Source organism: Actinoalloteichus sp. AHMU CJ021, from assembly GCF_002895405.1.
Taxonomy (GTDB): Bacteria; Actinomycetota; Actinomycetes; order Mycobacteriales; family Pseudonocardiaceae; genus Actinoalloteichus_B; species Actinoalloteichus_B caeruleus.
The window spans coordinates 6425634-6445800 of record NZ_CP025990.1 but is presented as its reverse complement, the minus strand read 5'-3'; the positions used below and the strand labels follow the sequence as shown (position 1 = coordinate 6445800).

2 protein-coding genes (1 of these 2 running past the window's edge) are annotated in these 20167 nt (G+C 72.2%); both read left to right on the top strand.

From position 1 onward, the window contains the following. Nucleotides 1-8327: the 3' portion of a type I polyketide synthase gene (locus C1701_RS26000; RefSeq protein ID WP_103056829.1), read on the top strand. 7000 nt of this gene lie to the left of the window's left edge; 8327 of the gene's 15327 nt are visible here — the last part of the coding sequence; the start codon falls outside the window, past its left edge; its stop codon occupies nt 8325-8327. Further along, nucleotides 8258-20167: a type I polyketide synthase gene (locus C1701_RS25995; protein WP_103056828.1), complete on the top strand. Its 11910-nt coding sequence runs from the start codon at nt 8258-8260 to the stop codon at nt 20165-20167. The genes C1701_RS26000 and C1701_RS25995 overlap by 70 nt, the downstream gene beginning before the upstream one ends.

Here is a 20167-nt window from a genome sequence, read left to right as displayed (position 1 = left end):
CCGGGATGGCCGTGGACCTGCTCGACACCTCTCCGGTGTTCGCCGCTGCCTTCGCCGAGTGCGCCCAGGCGTTGTCCCCGTTCGTGGACTGGTCGGCCGAGGACGTGCTGCGCGGGGTGGAGGGCGCGCCGTCGTGGGAGCGGGTGGAGGTGGTCCAGCCGCTGCTGTGGGCGGTGATGGTGTCGCTGGCCCGGTTGTGGCAGGCCCATGGTGTCGAACCGGACGCGGTGGTCGGGCACAGCCAGGGTGAGATCGCCGCGGCGTGTGTGGCGGGGGCGTTGTCGTTGGAGGACGGGGCTCGGGTGGTGGCCCTGCGGTCGCGGGTGTTGGCGTCGGTGGCCGGTCAGGGGGGGATGGCCTCGGTGTCGGCGGGTGTGGTCGAGGTGGAGGGGTTGATCGCCGGGTACGGGGACCGGTTGTCGGTGGCGGCGGTCAACGGGCCGGGGACCACGGTGGTTTCCGGGGATGCCGGGGCCATCGCGGGGTTGGTGGCGGACACGGCGGGGTCGGCGGTTCGGGTGCGGGTGATCCCGGTGGACTACGCCTCGCATTCGGCGCGGATGGAGCCGTTGCGCGGCGAGTTGGTGGAGTTGTTGGCGGGGGTCGCGCCGGTGTCCTCGAGGGTTCCGTTCTGTTCGACGGTGACCGCGACGGTGGTGGATACCGGCGTGGTGGATGCGGAGTACTGGTATCGGAACCTGCGGAACACGGTTCAGTTCGAGGCAGCGGTTCGGGAGTTGGCCGGTCAGGACTACCGGGTGTTCGTTGAGGTGAGTGCTCATCCGGTGTTGACGATGAGCGTTCAGGATGTCGTGGGTGACGCGGTGGTGTTGGGGACGTTGCGGCGGGACGAGTCTGGTCCTCGGCGGTTCCTGGCGTCGTTGGCGGAGGCTCATGTGCGGGGGTTGCCGGTGGAGTGGGTGCCGGTGGGGGCGGGTCCGGCCGCGTTCGTGGACCTGCCGACCTATGCGTTCCAACGGAAGCGGTACTGGCTCGATGTCCCGTCCGGTTCCACGGCCAGCACCGGGCATGACGAGTTCTGGGCGGCGGTTACCTCGTCTGATCCGGACGTGTTGGCGACGACTTTCGATATCGATCCGAGTCGGCCGTTGACGGATCTGCTGCCCGCGTTGACCGCGTGGCATCACCGCACGACGCACCAGGCCATCACCGACGACTGGCGCTACCACACCACCTGGACACCGCTCAGCCCCACTGACGACGCCCTCACCGGCACCTGGCTCCTCCTCCGGCCCGTCGAACCCGAATGGGACGAGCTCGGCGACCACTGCGTCGAGGGGATGTCCCACCGTGGCGCCGACGTCGTCGAGCTGCGGGTCGACGTGGCACTGGCCGACCGCCACTCCCTGCGCGACCTGCTGCGGGACGTCCTGCACGACGCGGCCACCCCGATCACCGGGGCGCTGTCACTGCTGACGATGGACGCCACCCGGGTTCCGGCGCGACCGTCGACACCGGCCGGGTACGCCGCCACGGTCGCCCTGGTGCAGGCGCTCACCGAACTCGACGACGCGGTGCCGCTGTGGACCGCCACCCGGGGTGCGGTGTCGGTCGGACCCGACGACCGGATGGACGACCCGTCGCAGGCGTTGGTGTGGGGTGCTGGCCGGGTGGCGGCCTTGGAGTTCCCCGGCCTGTGGGGTGGTGTGGTCGACCTGCCCGCGGTGGTGGACCAGGGTGTGGTGTCCCGGTTGTGCGGGGTGCTGTCGGGTGGGGAGGACCAGGTCGCGGTTCGGTCCTCCGGGGTGTGGGGGCGTCGTCTGGTGCGCGCCCGGCCCGCTGGTGCCGGTCGGAGTTGGTCGCCGAGCGGGACGGTGTTGGTGACCGGGGGGACGGGGGCGTTGGGTGCCCATGTCGCTCGGTGGTTGGCCGGCAACGGTGCCGAGCACCTGGTGTTGGTGAGTCGGCGGGGTGCCGGGGCGCCGGGTGCGGCGGAGTTGGTGGAGGAGTTGGCTGGTGTGCGGGTCACCGTGGTGGCCTGTGACGTGGGTGACCGGGACGCGGTGGCCGAGCTGCTGGCCGGCATCCCGGAGGACGTCCCGCTCACCGCCGTCATCCACACCGCGGCACTGCTCGACGACGGGGTGTTCGACTCGTTGACCCCGGAACAGATCGACCGGGTCCTGCGGGTCAAGGCCGAGGGTGCCCGGAACCTCCACGAGCTCACCAGCCACCTCGACCTGTCCGCCTTCGTCCTGTTCTCCTCGATGGCCGGCGTCCTCGGAGCGCCGGGCCAGGGCAACTACGCCCCCGGCAACGCCTACCTCGACGCCCTGGCGCGGCACCGCCAGGCGCGCGGACTACCGGCGACCTCCGTGGCCTGGGGCGCGTGGGCTGGCAGCGGCATGGCGGAGGGAGATCGGGGCAGCCTGCTCGACCGGCACGGCGTCCTGCCGATGCGACCGGAACTGCTGGTGGAGACCCTCGGCCAGCTGGTCGCGCGCCATGAGTGCTGCGTCATGGTCGCCGACGTCGAGTGGGAGCGGTACTTCACCGCCTTCACCGCCACGAGGCCGAGCCCGCTGCTCGCCGACCTCCCGGACGTGCGGAACATCCGGCAGGCCACCGCCGAACAGCCGGTCGGCCTGCCCGAACAGCTGGCGGGGCTGCCGGTGGCCGAGCAGCGGCGGGTCCTGACACGTCTGGTCCAGCAACAGGTTCGCCTGGTGCTCAACCACGACGACACGGCAACCCTCGATTCCGAACGGGCCTTCCGGGAACTGGGTTTCGACTCGGTCACCGCGGTGGACCTGCGCAACCGGCTCGGAGCGGCCAGCGGACTGTCGCTGCCGACCACCGTGGTGTTCGACCACCCCACCGCCGCGGACCTCGCCGAGTACCTGCGCGCGAGCATGTTCGGCGGGGACGAGGAGAACATCGCGCCCTCGCCAGCCGCCGGCACCGACGAGCCGATCGCGATCGTCGCGATGAGCTGCCGCCTTCCCGGCGGGGTGCGAACCCCCGAGGACCTGTGGACCCTGCTGGTCGACGGCGTGGACGCCATCTCGGAGTTCCCCACCGACCGCGGTTGGCGGGCCGAGGACCTGCGGGTCGACTCCGAGGAGACCGTCGGGACCAGGGTCGGCGGGTTCGTCCACGACATCGCCGACTTCGACGCGCCGTTCTTCGGGATCAGCCCTCGTGAGGCGGCCACGATGGACCCGCAGCAGCGCCAACTGCTGGAGGCGTCGTGGGAGGCGTTCGAGCGGGCGGGCATCGATCCCACATCCCTGCGCGGAACCGGCACCGGTGTGTTCGCCGGCACCAACGGGCAGACGTACTCCACCCTGCTGGCCCGTTCCGACGACGCGCGGACCGGCGGCTCCGCGACCGGCAACATGGCCAGCGTGCTGTCCGGGCGGGTCGCCTACGCCTTCGGGCTCGAGGGCCCGGCGATCACCGTGGACACGGCGTGTTCGTCCTCGTTGGTCGCCCTGCACCTGGCGGCCCAGGCACTGCGCCAGGGCGAGTGCTCCCTGGCCCTGGCCGGTGGTGTGACCGTCATGTCCACCCCCGGCGCCTTCGTGGAGTTCGCGCGGCAGCGCGGCCTCGCGGCGGACGGGCGTTGCAAGTCGTTCGGATCGGCGGCGGACGGCACCGGACTCTCCGAAGGCGTCGGGGTGCTGGTGCTGGAACGGTTGTCCGACGCCCGCCGCAACGGTCACCCGGTGCTGGCGGTCGTGCGCGGGAGCGCGGTGAACCAGGACGGTGCCTCCAATGGCCTGACCGCGCCGAACGGGACCGCGCAGCGACGGGTGATCCGGCAGGCACTGGCCAACGCCGGGCTGAGCGCGAACCAGGTGGACGTCGTCGAGGCGCACGGAACCGGGACCGCGCTGGGTGACCCGATCGAGGCCGAGGCACTGCTCGCGACCTACGGGGAGGACCGACCGGAGGACAGGCCACTGCTGGTCGGTTCGGTGAAGTCGAACATCGGCCACACCCAGGCCGCGGCCGGGGTCGCCGGCGTCATGAAGACCGTTCTGGCGATGTGTCACGGGGTCCTGCCCAGGACGCTGCACGCCGACGAGCCGTCACCGAAGGTCGACTGGTCCAGGGGCTCCGTCGCGTTGCTCACCGAGACGACACCCTGGCCGGAGACGAGCGAACCGCACCGGGCGGGAGTGTCGTCGTTCGGTATCAGCGGCACGAACGTTCACGTGATCCTGGAGCAGGCCCGGCCCGAGGAACCACCAACCGCGGACGTCCCGAGGACCGCGCCGCCAGTGGCGGCCTGGCTGGTCTCGGCCCGCGACGCCGGAGCGCTGCGGGAGCAGGCGGAACGGTTGGCCGCGCACGTGAACGCGCGCCCGGACCTCGACGTGTTCGACATCGCGGCGTCCTTGGCGACGACCCGTTCCGCGCTGGACCACCGCGCGGTCGTCCTCGGCGGCGACCGGGAGGCCCTGACGCGGTCGCTGCTCTCGGCGTCCGACGGCGGACCGGCCGACGGAGTGGTCCGGGGAGTCGCCCGCCAGGAGAACACCGTGGCCTTCCTGTTCACCGGGCAGGGTTCGCAGCGGGTCGGCATGGGACGCGAACTGTACGAGACCTACCCGGTCTTCGCGGCGGCTCTCGACGAGGTCCGCGCCCACCTTGACCCGCACCTCGACCGTCCGGTCAAGGACGTCATGTTCAGCGGGTCGGACGTCCTCGACCAGACGGTCCACGCCCAGGCCGCGCTGTTCGCGTTCGAGGTGGCGCTGTTCCGGCTCGTCGAGCACTGGGGGGTGCGCCCGGACCACCTGTTGGGGCACTCGATCGGCGAGCTCGTGGCCGCCCACGTCGCCGGCGTGTTCTCCCTCGCCGACGCGTGCCTGCTGGTGACCGCCCGCGGCACGCTGATGCAGGCCCTGCCCACCACCGGGGCCATGGTGTCCGTTCGGGCCGGTGCGGTGGAGGTCGCCGAGTCGCTGTCCGGCCAGGAGGGCCGGGTCGCGGTGGCCGCCCGGAACGGCCCGCTGTCGACGGTCATCTCCGGGGACGAAGACGCCGTGCTCGCGGTGGCCGAGCACTGGCGCGAGCAGGGGCGCGAGACCAGGCGGCTCAGGACGAGCCACGCCTTCCACTCGCCGCACATGGACGGGATGCTCGACGACTTCCGCGCGGTGGCCCGCCGGGTCGAGTTCCGGCCGCCGACCGTCCCGATCGTGTCCAACCTGACCGGCGAGCCCGTCACCGCTGAGGAGATCGGTTCGCCCGACTACTGGGTGGACCACGTCCGCCGAACCGTGCTCTTCCACGACGGCGTCAACCGGCTGCGCGACCTGGGAGTCGACGTCTTCCTCGAGCTGGGACCGGACAGGGTGCTGACCGCCATGGCGGAGGACTCGTTCGCGCACCGCCCCGACGACGGCGCCGTCCTGGTGGCCGCGACCCGGCGGGATCGTCCCGAACCCGAGACGCTGATGACGGCGCTGGCCAGGCTGCACGTCCACGGGGTGAGCCCGGACTGGAACGCCGTGTACCCGTCGGGCCTCGGGCGGCGGGTCGACCTGCCGACCTACGCGTTCCAACGTCGACGCTACTGGCCGACGTTCGACACGACCGTGCCGGGCGCCCCCGACACGGATTCCTGGCAGTACCGGGACACCTGGCGACCAGTGGGCGCCGGCCCCGCCCCGACGATGTCGGGCACGTGGCTCGTGGTGAGCTCCTCGGGCACCGAGGACCACCCGGCGTCCCGGGCACTGGGAGAGCACGGTGCCGACGTCGTCGAGGTGACCGTCACCGAGGACGGGCTCGGTGACCAGCTGAGGTCCGCGCTCGACGACGTGCCCTCGGTGACCGGCGTGCTGTCACTGCTGGCCCTGGACGAGAAGCCCCACCCGACGACGCTGACCCGAGGCGTCGCGGCCACCGTGGACCTGATGAGGGCTCTCGCGGAGACCGACATCCCGGCACCGCTGTGGGTGGCCACTCGTGGCGCCGTGTCGGTGGGGGCCGAGGACGTGCTGTCCAGTCCAGCGCAGGCGCAGGTGTGGGGCCTCGGGCGGGTGCTCGGCCTGGAGTCGCCCCGCCGGTGGGGTGGCCTCGTCGACCTGCCCGAGACCTGGGACGCCAGCACGGCGGCACGACTGTGCGGCGTGCTCGCGGGCCTCGGTGACGAGGACCAGGTGGCCCTGCGGTCGACAGGGGTCCACCTGCGACGCCTGAGCCGGGCGTCGGCCGCCGAGCCCCGGCCCGACGACGGCTGGGCGCCGCGCGGCACCGTGCTGGTCACCGGCGGCACCGGCGGCCTCGGTGCGCACGTCGCCCGCTGGCTGGCCGACAACGGCGCCGAGCACCTCGTGCTGCTGAGCCGCCGGGGGCACGCCGCGCCGAACGTCGGCGAGCTGGTCGCCGAGCTGACCGCGCGAGGCTGCCAGGTCACCGTCGAAGCCTGCGACGTGACCGACCGGGACGCCCTGCGGGCCGTGGTCTCCGCGCACACCGACCGGTTGACCGCGGTGGTGCACGCGGCGGGAACCGGCCAGTTCGAGGCCACGGTCGCGGACACCGGTCCGGCCGAGTTCGCCGAAGTGGCCTCGGCCAAGGTCACGGGAGCGGCGCTGCTGCACGAACTGCTCGCCGACACGCCGTTGGACGCCTTCGTCCTGTTCTCCTCGATCTCCGGGGTGTGGGGCAGTGGTGGCCAGGGCGCCTACGCCGCGGCGAACGCGTACCTGGACGCCCTGGCCCGCCGCCGGCACGCCCAGGGCACCCCCGCCACCTCGATCGCCTGGGGGCCGTGGGCAGGGGAGGGAATGCTGTCCACCGACGAAGGGGTGGAGGAGTACCTGCGGCGCCGAGGGCTGCGACCCATGGCGCCGGATTCGGCGATCTCCGCGATGAAGCACGTCGTCGACCGCAGGGAGCCCGTCATCGCGGTCGCCGACCTGGACTGGACACGCTTCGCTCCGGCGTTCGTCTCCGCCCGGCCGAGCCCGCTGATCGGCGACCTCCCCGAGGTCCGGTCGGCTGCGCCCAGCTCGGCGGCTCCCGCCGGGACGAGTGCGGCCGACTCCATCGCCGAGCGGCTTGCCGGCCTCGACGACCTCGGCCGGAATCGCTTCCTGCTCGGCATGCTCCGGACCGAGATCGCCGGGGTACTGCACTTCGCCGACCCGGAGCCGATTGGCGACGACCGCGCTTTCCGAGAGCTGGGCTTCGACTCGCTGACCGCTGTGGAACTGCGTGACCGGCTGACCGAGGTGACTGGTCTGCGGCTGCCGGCGACACTCGTGTTCGACTACCCGACGCCGCTGTCACTGGCCGGGCACCTGCTCGCGGAGCTCTCCGGGGCGACCGCCTCCGTGGCCGATCCGGTGTCGGCCGCGTCCTCCGACGAGCCCATCGCGATCGTCGGCATGAGTTGCCGGTTCCCCGGCGGCGTCACCTCCCCGGAGGAGCTGTGGGACCTGGTCGTCTCGGGCCGCGACGCCATCTCCGACTTCCCGCTCGACCGGGGCTGGAACGTCGACGGCGGGTTCGGCCGGGAGCTGGACGAACTCGGCCGTTCCCAGGCGCAGCGGGGTGGCTTCCTCCACGACGCGGCCGAGTTCGACCCGGGGTTCTTCGGGATCTCCCCGCGTGAGGCGTTGGCGATGGACCCGCAGCAGCGGTTGCTGCTGGAGACCTCGTGGGAGGCGTTCGAGCGGGCGGGGATTCCGCCGGAGTCCCTGCGCGGCAGCAGCACGGGCGTGTACGTCGGGGCGACCAGCCAGAACTACGGATCGCTCCTGCGCAACGGGAGGACCGACGCCGACGGCTACCTGCTGACCGGTAGCACGTCCAGCGTGATCTCCGGGCGCATCGCCTACTTCCTCGGCCTGGAAGGGCCGGCGGTGTCGGTGGACACGGCCTGTTCCTCGGCGCTCGTCGCGCTGCACCTCGCCGCGCAGGCGCTGCGGACCGGGGAGTGCTCGATGGCGTTGGCCGCCGGTGTCGCCGTGATGTCGACCCCCACGGCGTTCGTGGAGTTCCACCGCCAGCAGGGGTTGGCCGCCGACGGGCGCTGCAAGTCGTTCTCGGCATCGGCGGACGGCACCGGGTGGTCCGAGGGCGTCGGCGTCCTGTTGGTGGAGCGGCTGTCCGACGCGCGCCGCAACGGACACCGCGTGCTGGCCGTCGTCCGAGGCTCCGCCGTCAACCAGGACGGTGCCTCCAACGGGTTGACCGCGCCGAACGGTCCCTCCCAGCAGCGGGTGATCCGCCAGGCCCTTCCCGGCCTGCGGGTGATGCCTCCGGGCTGGGTTTGGAGGCCACCGGGCACCCGTTGCTCGGCGCGGTCATTCCCACTCCCACGGACAACGGGCTCGTGCTGACCGGGCGGTTGTCGCTCCACTCCCATCCCTGGCTTGGGGAGCACCGTGTCCTGGACCGCATCGTGGTGCCCGGGACCGCTGTGGTGGAGATGGTCGTGCGCGCGGGCGACGAGGTCGGCTGTTCCACGGTTGAGGACCTGACCCTGCACGCGCCGTTGATCCTCCCAGACGACGGGAACGAGGGTGTCACCGTCCACGTCGTCATTGACGACAGCGGTGATACGGCATCTCGTGGTGTCACCGTGTACTCGAGGGCAGGGGAGGACGAACCCTGGACCCGACACGCAGCCGGAACCGTGACCTCGGCACCTGTCTCCGGGACCGCCGTCAAGGCATGGGACGTGTGGCCGCCAACCGACGTCCACGTCCTCGACACGGCGGGGTTGTACCCAGAACTGGCTGCGGCGGGGTTGGACTACGGCCCGGTGTTCCAGGGTGTGTCCGCTGCCTGGCGGCATGGCGAGGATGTGCTGGCCGAGGTCGTCCTGCCCGAGGGCACGAACACCGGTGGTTTCGGGGTGCATCCGGCGTTGTTGGACGCGGCTCTGCACGCGATGAGCATCGGTGGCCTGCTACCCGAGGCGGGGGCGCAGTTGCCGTTCGCGTGGTCGGGTGTCGCGGTGCACGCGGCGGGTGCGTCCCGGTTGCGGGTCCGGCTGAGCTCGGTGGGTCTGAGCACGGTGTCGGTGACCGCGGTGGACGAGTCCGGTCGGCCCGTGGTGTCGATCGAGTCACTGGCGCTGCGACCGGTGTCGACCGAGCAACTGGTGGGTGCTACCCCCCAGGATTCGATGTACCGGGTGGAGTGGAGTCGAGCTCCGCTCAACGGGACCCCAGGGGTGGATCGTTGGCTGGCGGTGGGTGGCGGCCAGCCGGTGACCGGTGTCGCGGTCGAGCCGTTCACGAACCTGGAGTTCGCGGCTGACAGCCTCGGGGCTGACGAGCCTGCGGCGGTGTTGTGGCGGGTGCCCGCCGGGGCCGGTGAGGTACCGGTGGCGGTCCAGTCGGTCACGGCTGAGGCGTTGAGCGTGGTGCGGGGCTGGTTGGCCGACCCGCGGTGGGCCTCGAGCCGGTTGGTGGTGCTCACCCGGGGCGCGGTGGCCGTCGACGGTGACGAGGACGTGGACCTGGCGCAGGCCTCGGTGTGGGGTCTGCTGCGGTCGGCGCAGTCGGAGAACCCGGGTCGGATCGTCCTGGTGGATTCCGACACCGAAGCGGTCCTGCCGTCGGTGGTGGCCGGTGACGAGCCGCAGGTCGCGATCCGGGGCGGTGAGGTCCGGGTGCCCCGGTTGGTGCGGGTACCGGCCGAGCCGGGTGGTGGTTCCGAGGGTGGGTTCGGCGCGGGTTGGGTGTGGGTCACCGGTGGCCTGGGTGTGCTGGGCTCGGTGGTGGCCCGGCATCTGGTGTCCGCGTGTGGGGTGCGCCGGTTGGTGTTGACCGGCCGTCAGGGCGCGGCATCGGAGGGTGCTGAGGAGTTGCGCGCCGACCTGGTGGAACTGGGTGCTGAGGTCTCGGTGCGGGCCTGTGATGTGGCCGACCGGGATGCGGTGGCTGGTGTGGTGGCCTGGGCGAGGTCCGCGGGTGGCTTGTCGGGTGTGGTGCACGCGGCTGGTGTGCTCGATGACGGGGTGTTCGAGTCGTTGACCCCGGAGCGGTTGGCGGTGGTGGCGGCGCCGAAGGTGTCCGGGGCGTGGCATCTGCACGAGGCGACCCGGGATCTGGACCTGTCGGCGTTCGTGGTGTTCTCCTCGGCGGCGGGGGTGTTGGGTGGTCCGGCGCAGGGTAACTACGCGGCGGCGAACGCGTTCCTGGACGGGTTGGCCCAGCATCGGCGGGTCATCGGGCTGCCGGCGGTGTCGATCGCGTGGGGCCTGTGGGCTGAGGCCAGTGGTCTGACCGGGCATCTGGCGGATGCCGACCGCCTGCGGATGAACCGTGGTGGCATCCAGGCGTTGACCACCGAGCACGCGCTGAGCCTGCTCGACACGGCCACGTCCGTGTCTGACGCCGCCGTCGTCGCGCTGCGGACGGACCTCTCCAAGCTCCGAGCACAGGCACAGGCCGGGGCACTACCAGCGATCTGGCGTTCGTTGGTACGGACACCAAGCCGCCGAGCCCTGAGCCAACAGGAGGACTGGGGCGCTCGGCTGGCCGAGCTGCCTGCCGAGGACCGGAAGCGGGAAGTTCTCAGCCTGGTTCGGGCCAGGGTGTCGGTGGTGCTCGGCCATGACGATGCGACCTCGGTCGATGCCCAGCGTCCGTTCAAGGATCTCGGGTTCGATTCGTTGACCGCTGTCGAGTTGCGGAACACCTTGACCGCCGCGACCGGGTTGCGGTTGCCGGCGACCCTGGTGTTCGACTACCCCAACGCGGACTCCGTGACCGAGTACCTGCTGTCCGTCCTGGAGGGGGCCACTTCCGCCTCGGTGGCGGCCCGGGCGGTGTCGGTGGGTTCGGATGAGCCCATCGCGATCGTGGGGATGGCGTGCCGCTACCCGGGTGGGGTGTCCACTCCGGAGGAGCTGTGGGAGTTCCTGGCCGGTGGCGGTGACGGGATCTCCGGGTTCCCGACCGACCGAGGATGGTCGCTCAGCGGTGGCACGGGCGGGTTCCTCTACGACGCGGGCGAGTTCGACCCCGGGTTCTTCGGGATCTCCCCCCGTGAGGCGGTGGCGATGGACCCGCAGCAGCGGTTGCTGCTGGAGACCTCCTGGGAGGCCCTGGAACGGGCCGGTGTCGATCCGACATCGCTGCGCGGGAGCCAGACCGGGGTGTTCGCCGGGGTGATGTACCACGACTACGCGTCGCGGTTGCGGTCGTTGCCCGAGGAGGTCGCGGCGTTCCTGGGCACGGGCAACTCCGGCAGTGTGGCCTCGGGTCGGGTGTCCTACGTGTTGGGCCTGGAAGGCCCGGCGGTCACGATCGACACGGCGTGTTCGTCGTCGTTGGTCGCCTTGCACTGGGCGGCGCAGGCGTTGCGGTCCGGGGAGTGCGACCTGGCGTTGGCCGGTGGGGTGACCGTGATGGCCACCCCGGCGGCGTTCGCCGAGTTCGACCGCCAGGGTGGCCTGGCGGGTGATGGTCGGTGCAAGTCGTTCGCGGCGGGCGCGGATGGCACCGCGTGGTCCGAGGGTGTGGGGATGCTGGTGGTCCAGCGCCTGTCGGACGCCCAGCGGGACGGGAACCCGGTCCTGGCGGTCATCCGGGGTAGCGCGATCAACCAGGACGGTGCGTCCAACGGTCTGACCGCCCCCAACGGTCCCTCCCAGCAGCGGGTGATCCGCCAGGCGTTGGCCAACGCCGGGTTGTCGCCTGCCGAGGTGGATGTGGTCGAGGCGCACGGAACGGGCACCACCTTGGGTGATCCGATCGAGGCGCAGGCGTTGTTGGCCACCTACGGGCAGGAACGGGAGTCGGACCGGCCCCTGCTGCTCGGGTCGGTGAAGTCGAACATCGGTCACACCCAGGCCGCTGCGGGTGTCGCGGGCATCATCAAGATGGTGATGGCCATGCGGCACGGGGTGGTGCCGCGCACCCTGCACGTGGACGAACCGACCCCGCAGGTGGACTGGGAGTCCGGTGCCGTCGCCCTGGCCACCGAGCACAGGGACTGGCCCGAGGCAGATCGGCCACGTCGGGCGGCGGTGTCCTCGTTCGGGATCAGTGGCACCAACGCCCACACCATCCTCGAACAGGCTCCTGCCCCGGTGCTCGTGGACAGCAGTACCGAGCCCCAGGAAGCTCCGCCGGTGGTGCCGTGGGTGCTGTCGGCCAGGACCGAGCGGGCCTTGGCCGCCCAGGCCGCGCGGTTGGTGGGACACCTCCAGTCGGGTGCCGAGGCTGATCCGGTCGACGTCGGCCACACGTTGGCGGCGTCCCGGGCGGTGTGGGAGCACCGGGCGGTGGTCCTGGGCGCCGACCGGGACGGTCTGCTCTCCGACGTGGCGGCGTTGACCCACGGCGGGAACACGCCCGACCTGGTGCGGGGTATGGCCCGCGGTGTGAACAGGCTCGCGATGGTCTTCCCCGGCCAGGGGTCGCAGTGGGTGGGGATGGCGGTCGAACTGCTGGACTCGTCCGCCGCCTTCGCACGGAGTTTTCTCGCCTGCGAACGCGCGTTGGCCCCGTTCGTCGACTGGTCGCCGACCGGGGTGCTGCGGGAGGAAGCCGACGCGCCGTCGCTGGAGCGGGTGGACGTTGTCCAGCCGCTGTTGTTCGCGGTGATGGTGTCGCTGGCCGAGGTGTGGCGGGCCTTCGGTGTGCGGCCGGACGCGGTCGTCGGTCACAGCCAGGGCGAGATCGCCGCGGCCCACGTGGCCGGAGCGTTGTCGTTGGATGACGCGGCGAAGGTCGTCGCGTTACGCAGTCAGGCGTTGGGCGAGATCGCGGGCCTCGGCGGCATGATGTCGATCCAGCTTCCCGTTGGGCGGGTGCGCGACCAGCTGGACCGTTGGGCGGGCAGGCTCGCGGTGGCCGCGATCAACGGACCCGCCGCCACCGTCGTCTGCGGTGAGCCGGCGGCGCTCGACGAGCTGTTGGCCGAGTGCGCCGCCGAGAACGTGTCGGCCCGACGAATCCCGGTGGACTACGCCTCGCATTCGGAGCAGGTGGAGCGGATCAGGGACCGGCTACTGACCGAGCTGGCCGACGTGGACGCGGTCACGGGTGACATCCCGTTCTACTCGACCGTGACCGGGGAGCTGCTCGACACCTCCGCGCTCGACGGCGAGTACTGGTACCGCAACCTCCGCGAGACGGTCCGGTTCGAGCAGGCCGTTCGAAGCCTCGCCGACGCGGGACACGACGTGTTCGTCGAAGCCAGCCCGCACCCCGTGCTGACCATCGGTGTGCAGGACACCGTTGAGGACACCGCGCACGAGGCGATCGTCATCGGTTCACTCCGCCGTCATGACGGTGGCCTGCGGCGGTTACTGACGTCAGCGGCCGAGCTGTTCGTCCACGGCGGGACCGTGGACTGGTCCCCGGTCTTCGCCGGCCACGCCCCCCGGTTGGTCGACCTGCCCACCTACGCCTTCCAACGCGACCGGTACTGGTTGGACGACGGGGAGAGCCCCGGCTCCGGCGACGGCGTGGCCGACGCGGGCTTCTGGGACCTCGTCGAACGCGAGGACCTCGAGTCGCTCGCCGGATCGCTCGATCTGAGCGGCGACGCGCCGCTCAGCGAGGTGCTGCCCGCGCTGTCGTCCTGGCGCCGTCGGCGCGACGGGAAGGCCACCGTGGACGGATGGCGGTACCGGGTCGAATGGCGGCCGCTGCCCTCCGTGTCGATGTCGGCGCCGACGGGAGACTGGCTTGTCGTCGTGCCCGCCGGGTTCGCCGAGGCCCCGCTGGTCCTGGCCTGTCTGGACGCCCTCGGTCAGCGCGGTGAGCAGGCCGTGGTCGTCGAACCGGGAGTCGAACGCGGCCAGCTCGCGGCGCGCCTGGCGGCGAGCACGCCGCCCAGCGGGGTGCTGTCGCTGCTGGCGCTCGACGACGCACCCGCCCGCCCCGTCGGGGCCGGACTGGTCAACACGCTCGTGCTCGCCCAGGCTCTGCGGGACGCCGGCCTCCGGGCTCCGCTGTGGATCGCGACCAGGGGCGCGGTCTCGGTGAGCCGTGCCGAACCGGCCGCCGAGCCGGCCCAGGCCCAGGTGTGGGGCCTCGGCCGGGTACTGGGCCTGGAGCACGCCGAACTCTGGGGTGGTCTGGTCGACCTGCCGGAGGCCCTGGACGACCGAGGACGGTCGCGGCTGCGCGGCGTGCTGGCCGGTCTCGGCCACGAGGACCAGGTGGCCCTGCGCGGCTCCGGTGTCTTCGCCAGGAGGCTGGCGCGTGCCCCGCTCGGCGAGTCGCCGGTGAAGCGGACCTGGTCGCCACGCGGCACGGTGCTCGTAACCGGTGGTACCGGGGCGGTCGGCGCGCATGTCGCCCGCTGGGCGGCCCGGGAAGGCGCCGAACGGCTCGTGCTGACCAGCCGCAGGGGAACTGCCGCGGCTGGCGTCGACGGTCTCGTGGCCGAGCTGACCGAGCTCGGGGCCCGGGTCACCATCGTGAGCTGTGACGTGGCCGACCGAGGTGCCCTCGCCAGGCTCGTCGAGGACGTGCGGGTCGAGGGACCCCAGATCAGCGCGGTGATCCACGCGGCCGGGATCGGCCGCTCCTCGCGGTTGGCGGACACCGAACCCGACGAGCTCGCCGAGGTCCTGTCGGCCAAGGTCATCGGTGCCCATCACCTGGACGAGCTGTTCGACGAGGACCTGGACGCCTTCGTCCTCTTCTCCTCCAACGCCGGTGTCTGGGGCGGTGGCGGCCAGGGTGCCTACGCCGCCGCCAACGCACACCTCGACGTCCTCGCCGAGCGGCGGCGGGCACGCGGTCGCTCGGCGGTGTCGGTCGCCTGGGGAGCCTGGGGCGGCGGCGGGATGTCCGACGGCGCGGCCGGCGACCGGCTGCTGCGGCGTGGCGTGCGCCCGATGGACCCCGAGTTGGCGATCGTCGCGCTTCGACAGGCCGTCGAACACGACGAGACCTTCGTCGCGGTGGCCGACGTGGACTGGGAGAGGTTCGTTCCCGCCTTCACCGCCGAGCGGCCCCGCCCGCTGCTCGACGACATCCCCGAGGCCAGGGCAGTCCTCGACCGGGTCGGGGAGGGCGCGGACACCGAGAACGGTGACGCGCTCCGGCGCCAGCTGGCGGACCTGCTCCCGGTCGAGCGTGATGGTGTGCTGCTCGAACTCGTGCGCTCGCACGCCTCGGTGGTGCTCGGCCACCAGACCTCGGACGCCGTCGCGGCCGACCGCGCGTTCCGCGAGCTCGGCTTCGACTCGCTGACCGCCGTGGAACTGCGGAACAGGCTCAGGAGCGCGACCGGGCTGGCGCTGCCCGCCACGCTCGTCTTCGACCACCCCACACCCGTCGCCGTCGCAGCCCACCTGCGTGACGGTCTCGTCCCGACGGCGGATTCCCGCCAGCCGGGTGTCGCGCGGACGGCACCCGTCGACGACGAGCCGATCGCGATCATCGGCATGAGCTGCCGGTTCCCCGGCGGAGTTCGGTCGCCGGAACAACTGTGGCGGCTGGTCTCCGAGGGTGAGGACGCCATCACGACGTTCCCGGCGGACCGGGGGTGGAACCTCGAACGGATCTTCGGCTCCGACGCCGAGGAGGCAGGCACCACCTACGTCACCGAGGGCGGCTTCGTCGACGAGGTCGGTGGCTTCGACCCGGCGTTCTTCGGGATCAGCCCGCGCGAGGCCGTGACGATGGACCCGCAGCAGCGGCTGCTGTTGGAGAGCACCTGGGAGTCCTTCGAGCGGGCGGGGATCGACCCCTCCTCGCTGCGGGGCAGTGCCACCGGTGTCTTCGTCGGCAGCGGCGGGCAGGACTACCTCCCGTTGCTGATGAGCTCGGCGGACAGCCCGGAAGGGCATCTGCTGACCGGAACCAGCGCCAGCGTCATCTCCGGGCGGCTGGCCTACACGTTCGGTCTAGAGGGCCCCGCGGTCACGGTGGACACCGCGTGCTCGTCGGCGCTGGTGGCACTGCACCTCGCGTGCCAGGCGCTGCGCCAGGACGAGTGCACGCTGGCGCTCGCCGGAGGCGTGACGGTGATGGCCACCCCCGGTCCCTTCGTGGAGTTCAGCAGGCTGGGTGGCCTGGCGCCCGACGGCCGGTGCAAGCCGTTCGCCGACGCCGCGGACGGCACCGGGTGGGGTGAGGGAGCGGGTGTGCTCCTCGTCGAGCGCCTGTCCGACGCCCGGCGCAACGGTCATCCGGTCCTCGCGGTGGTCAGGGGCAGCGCGATCAACCAGGACGGCGCCTCGAACGGTCTGACGGCGCCGAACGGGCCATCGCAGCAGCGGGTGATCAGGCAGGCGCTCGCCAACGCCGGTCTCGCGCCGTCCGACGTGGATGCGGTCGAGGCGCACGGCACGGGCACCACGCTCGGCGACCCGATCGAGGCGCAGGCGCTGCTGGCGACCTACGGGCAGGACCGGCCGGCGGACCGCCCGCTGTGGTTGGGCTCGGTCAAGTCGAACATCGGGCACACGCAGGCGGCGGCGGGCGCGGCCGGCGTGATCAAGATGGTGATGGCGATCAACAACGGCGTGCTGCCCAAGACGTTGCACGTCGACGAGCCCTCCACGGACGTCGACTGGTCGGAGGGTTCGGTGTCGCTGTTGACCGAGTCCGTCGTGTGGCCGGAGAACGGACGACCGCGCCGCGCGGGCGTCTCGGCCTTCGGCGCGAGCGGCACGAACGCGCACGCGATCATCGAGGAGCCTGGGCCCGTCGCGGAACCCGTCGTCGAGGACACGGCATCCGACGGCGTGCCGACGCCGTGGGTCCTGTCCGCCCGCGACGCGGGGGCCCTGCGCGGGCAGGCCAGCGCCCTGCGCGCGTTCCTGGCCGCGCACCCGGGCGCGACCCCCGCCGCGGTCGGCCACACCCTGGCGACGACCCGTTCCACCTTCGAGCACCGGGCCGTCCTGGTCGGTCGTGAGCATGACGACTTCCTGCGCGGTCTGGACGCCGTCGCCGGTGGCGAGCCCGGTGTCAACGTGGTCGCCGGGGTCAGCCGTGGCGACCGTGGGCCGGTGTTCGTGTTCCCGGGGCAGGGTTCGCAGTGGGTGGGCATGGGCCTGGGTTTGTTGGGTTCCTCGGAGGTGTACGCGGAGTCGTTCGAGGCGTGCGCGCACGCGTTGGCCCCGTTCGTGGACTGGTCTCCGCACGCGGTGTTGCGGGGGGAGGCGGGTGCGCCGTCGTTGGACCGGGTCGATGTGGTGCAGCCGCTGTTGTGGGCGGTGATGGTGTCGTTGGCGCGGGTGTGGGAGTCCTGTGGGGTGCGGGCGTCGGCGGTGGTGGGTCACAGCCAGGGTGAGATCGCCGCGGCGTGTGTGGCGGGTGCGCTGTCGTTGGAGGACGGGGCGCGGGTGGTGGCGTTGCGGAGTCGGGCGTTGGTGGGGTTGTCGGGTCGTGGCGGGATGGTGTCGGTGGCGGCTGGGGTGTCGTGGGTGGAGGAGTTGGTGGGTTCGTGGGGTGGGCGGGTGTCGGTGGCGGCGGTCAACGGTCCCCGTTCCGTCGTCGTCTCCGGTGATTCGGACGCCCTCGCCGAGCTGACCGCCCACTGCGCGGAACACGATGTCCGGGCCAAGGTCATCCCGGTTGACTACGCCTCCCACTCCGAGCACGTCGAGAGCATCCGTGAGCAGTTGTCCGTCCTGCTGGCCGGGATCACCCCTCGACCGGCGACGGTGCCGTTCTTCTCGGCGCTCACCGGGGACCGGTTGGACACCGAGGAGTTGGACGGCGAGTACTGGTACCGCAACCTCCGCCACACGGTCCTGTTCGACCAGGCCGTCCGGAACCTGATCCGGCACGGTGACCCCGTGTTCATCGAGGTCAGCCCCCACCCGGTGCTGTCGATCGGCGTTCAGGAGACCATCGAGGACCTGGGCGTCGACGCGACCGTCATCGGCACGCTGCGCCGCGACGACGGGGAGCCGACCCGACTGCTGACCAGCCTGGCCGAGGCGCACGTCAACGGTGCGCGGGTGGACTGGACCTCCGTGTTCGCCGGCCGGACCACCCGCCGGTTGGACCTGCCGACCTACGCCTTCCAACGCCAGCGGTACTGGCCAGCCCCCGCCGCCGCGCCGCAGGCCCCGCCGACCCCGGTGACCGGGTTGGACGCGGCCGAATCGGACTTCTGGCAGGCGGTGGAACGCGGCGACGCCGAGGTGTTGGCGAGCACCCTGGCTCTCGGCGGCCAGGACACCCGGTCCTCGCTGGACGCGGTGCTCCCGTCGCTGGCCTCGTGGTACCGGAAGCGCAAGGATGACTCCACGGTGGACTCCTGGCGCTACCGGGTGACCTGGCGACCGGCACCGGACACCCCGCCGGCGGCACTGACCGGGACGTGGGCCGTTGTGGTACCCGCCTCCCGGACGGACGACGAACTGGTCACGGTGGTCGTCGACGCGCTGGGGAACAGGGGCGCGCGGACCGTCACGCTGACCGCCGGAGCCGACGACGACCCCACAGAGCTGGCCGAGCGGCTGCGCGAGGCCGGTGACCGGGAAGCCGAGCTGACCGGGATTCTCTCGCTGCTGGCGCTCGACGAGGACCCGCACCCGGAACACCCCGAGCTCCCCGTCGGGCTGGCAGCGACCTTGTCCCTGCTGCACGCGGTCGACGGACTGGGCCTCGAGGTGACGCTGTGGTGCGTCACCAGGGCGGCCGTGGTCGTCGACGACGAACCGCTCGGCAGCCCGACGCAGGCCCAGGTCTGGGGCATGGGCCGTGTCGCCGCGCTGGAGCACCCCCGGCTGTGGGGCGGGCTGGTCGACCTGCCGGAGGACGTGGACGAGCGGGCTGTCACGCGCATGGTCGGCCTGCTCGACCGAGGTGACGGCGAGGACCAGCTCGCGGTGCGGACCTCCGGGTCGTACACGCGCCGGCTCGCCCGAGCCGCGCTCGGTGACGAGCCGTCACCGAGGACGTGGCGGCCGACCGGCGCGGTGCTGGTAACCGGCGGCACCGGCGCCCTCGGCGCGCACGTCGCCCGCTGGCTCGCCGGCAACGGCGCCGAGCACCTGGTGCTCACCAGCCGGCGGGGCCACTCGGCGCCCGGCGTCGCCGAACTGGAGGCGGAGCTGGTGGCGCTCGGTGCGCGGACCACCGTCGTCGCCTGCGACCTGGCCGAACGGGACGAGGTGGAGCGCCTGGTCGCCGACCTCGACGCGGCGGGAACCCCGATCCGCGCCGTCGTGCACACCGCCGGTGTCGGCACGCTGCTCCCGTTGGCGCGCACCAGTGTGGCGGAGCTGGCGCGAATCGCGAACGGCAAGGTCGTCGGGGCGCGGCACCTCGACGAGGTCCTCGACCAGGAAGAGCTGGACGCGGTCGTCTACTTCTCGTCGATCGCCGCCATGTGGGGTGTCGGTGACCACGGCGGCTACGCGGCGGCCAACGCCTACCTGGACGCCCTGGCGCAGCGGCGCCGGGCGGAGGGCGCCCCGGTGATGTCGGTCGCATGGGGACCGTGGGACGGCGGCGGCATGGTCGAGGACGTGGCGGTCGGGCCGATGCGCCGGCGCGGTGTTCCGCTGCTGTCGCCCGAACCCGCGATGCTGGCCCTGCAGCGGGCGCTCGACCACGACGATGCCCTCATCGCCATCGCCGATGTCGACTGGGAGCGGTTCGCCCAGGCGTTCACCTCGTTGCGGCCCAGCCCGCTGATCGGTGACCTGCCGGAGGCACGCCGGGTCCTGGAAGTGGAGCGGGCGCCCATCGCCGACATCGACACCGACGCGTCCTCGGCGCTGCGCACCCGCCTGGCCGGGCTGTCCGACGCCGACCGGCACCGCACCCTGCTCGACCTGGTGCGGTCGCACGCCTCGGTGGCCCTCGGGCACACCTCACCCGACGCGATCGAGCCGGATCGCCCGTTCCGGGACATCGGCATCGACTCGCTCACCGCGGTGGAGGTCCGCAACCGGCTCGCCGCGGCCACTGGCCTGAGCCTGCCCGCGACCCTGGTCTTCGACCACCCGACCCCCGAGGTGCTGGCGGGTCTGCTCAGGACGGAGATCATGCGGGACCAGGTCGACGTGGACCTGCCGTCGGTGGAGGACCTGGACCGGTTGGAGGCGGGACTGTCGGCCAGAGCCGCCGACGACATCGACCGAGTGCGCATCATCATGCGGCTGGAGTCCCTGCTGGCGCGACAACGGGGGGACGGGAACACGGCATCGGGCGGTGATCTCCGCCAGAAGCTCGGCTCCGCGACGAACGAGGAACTCTTCGAGCTCGTCGACCGGGAACTCGGGCTCGGCTGA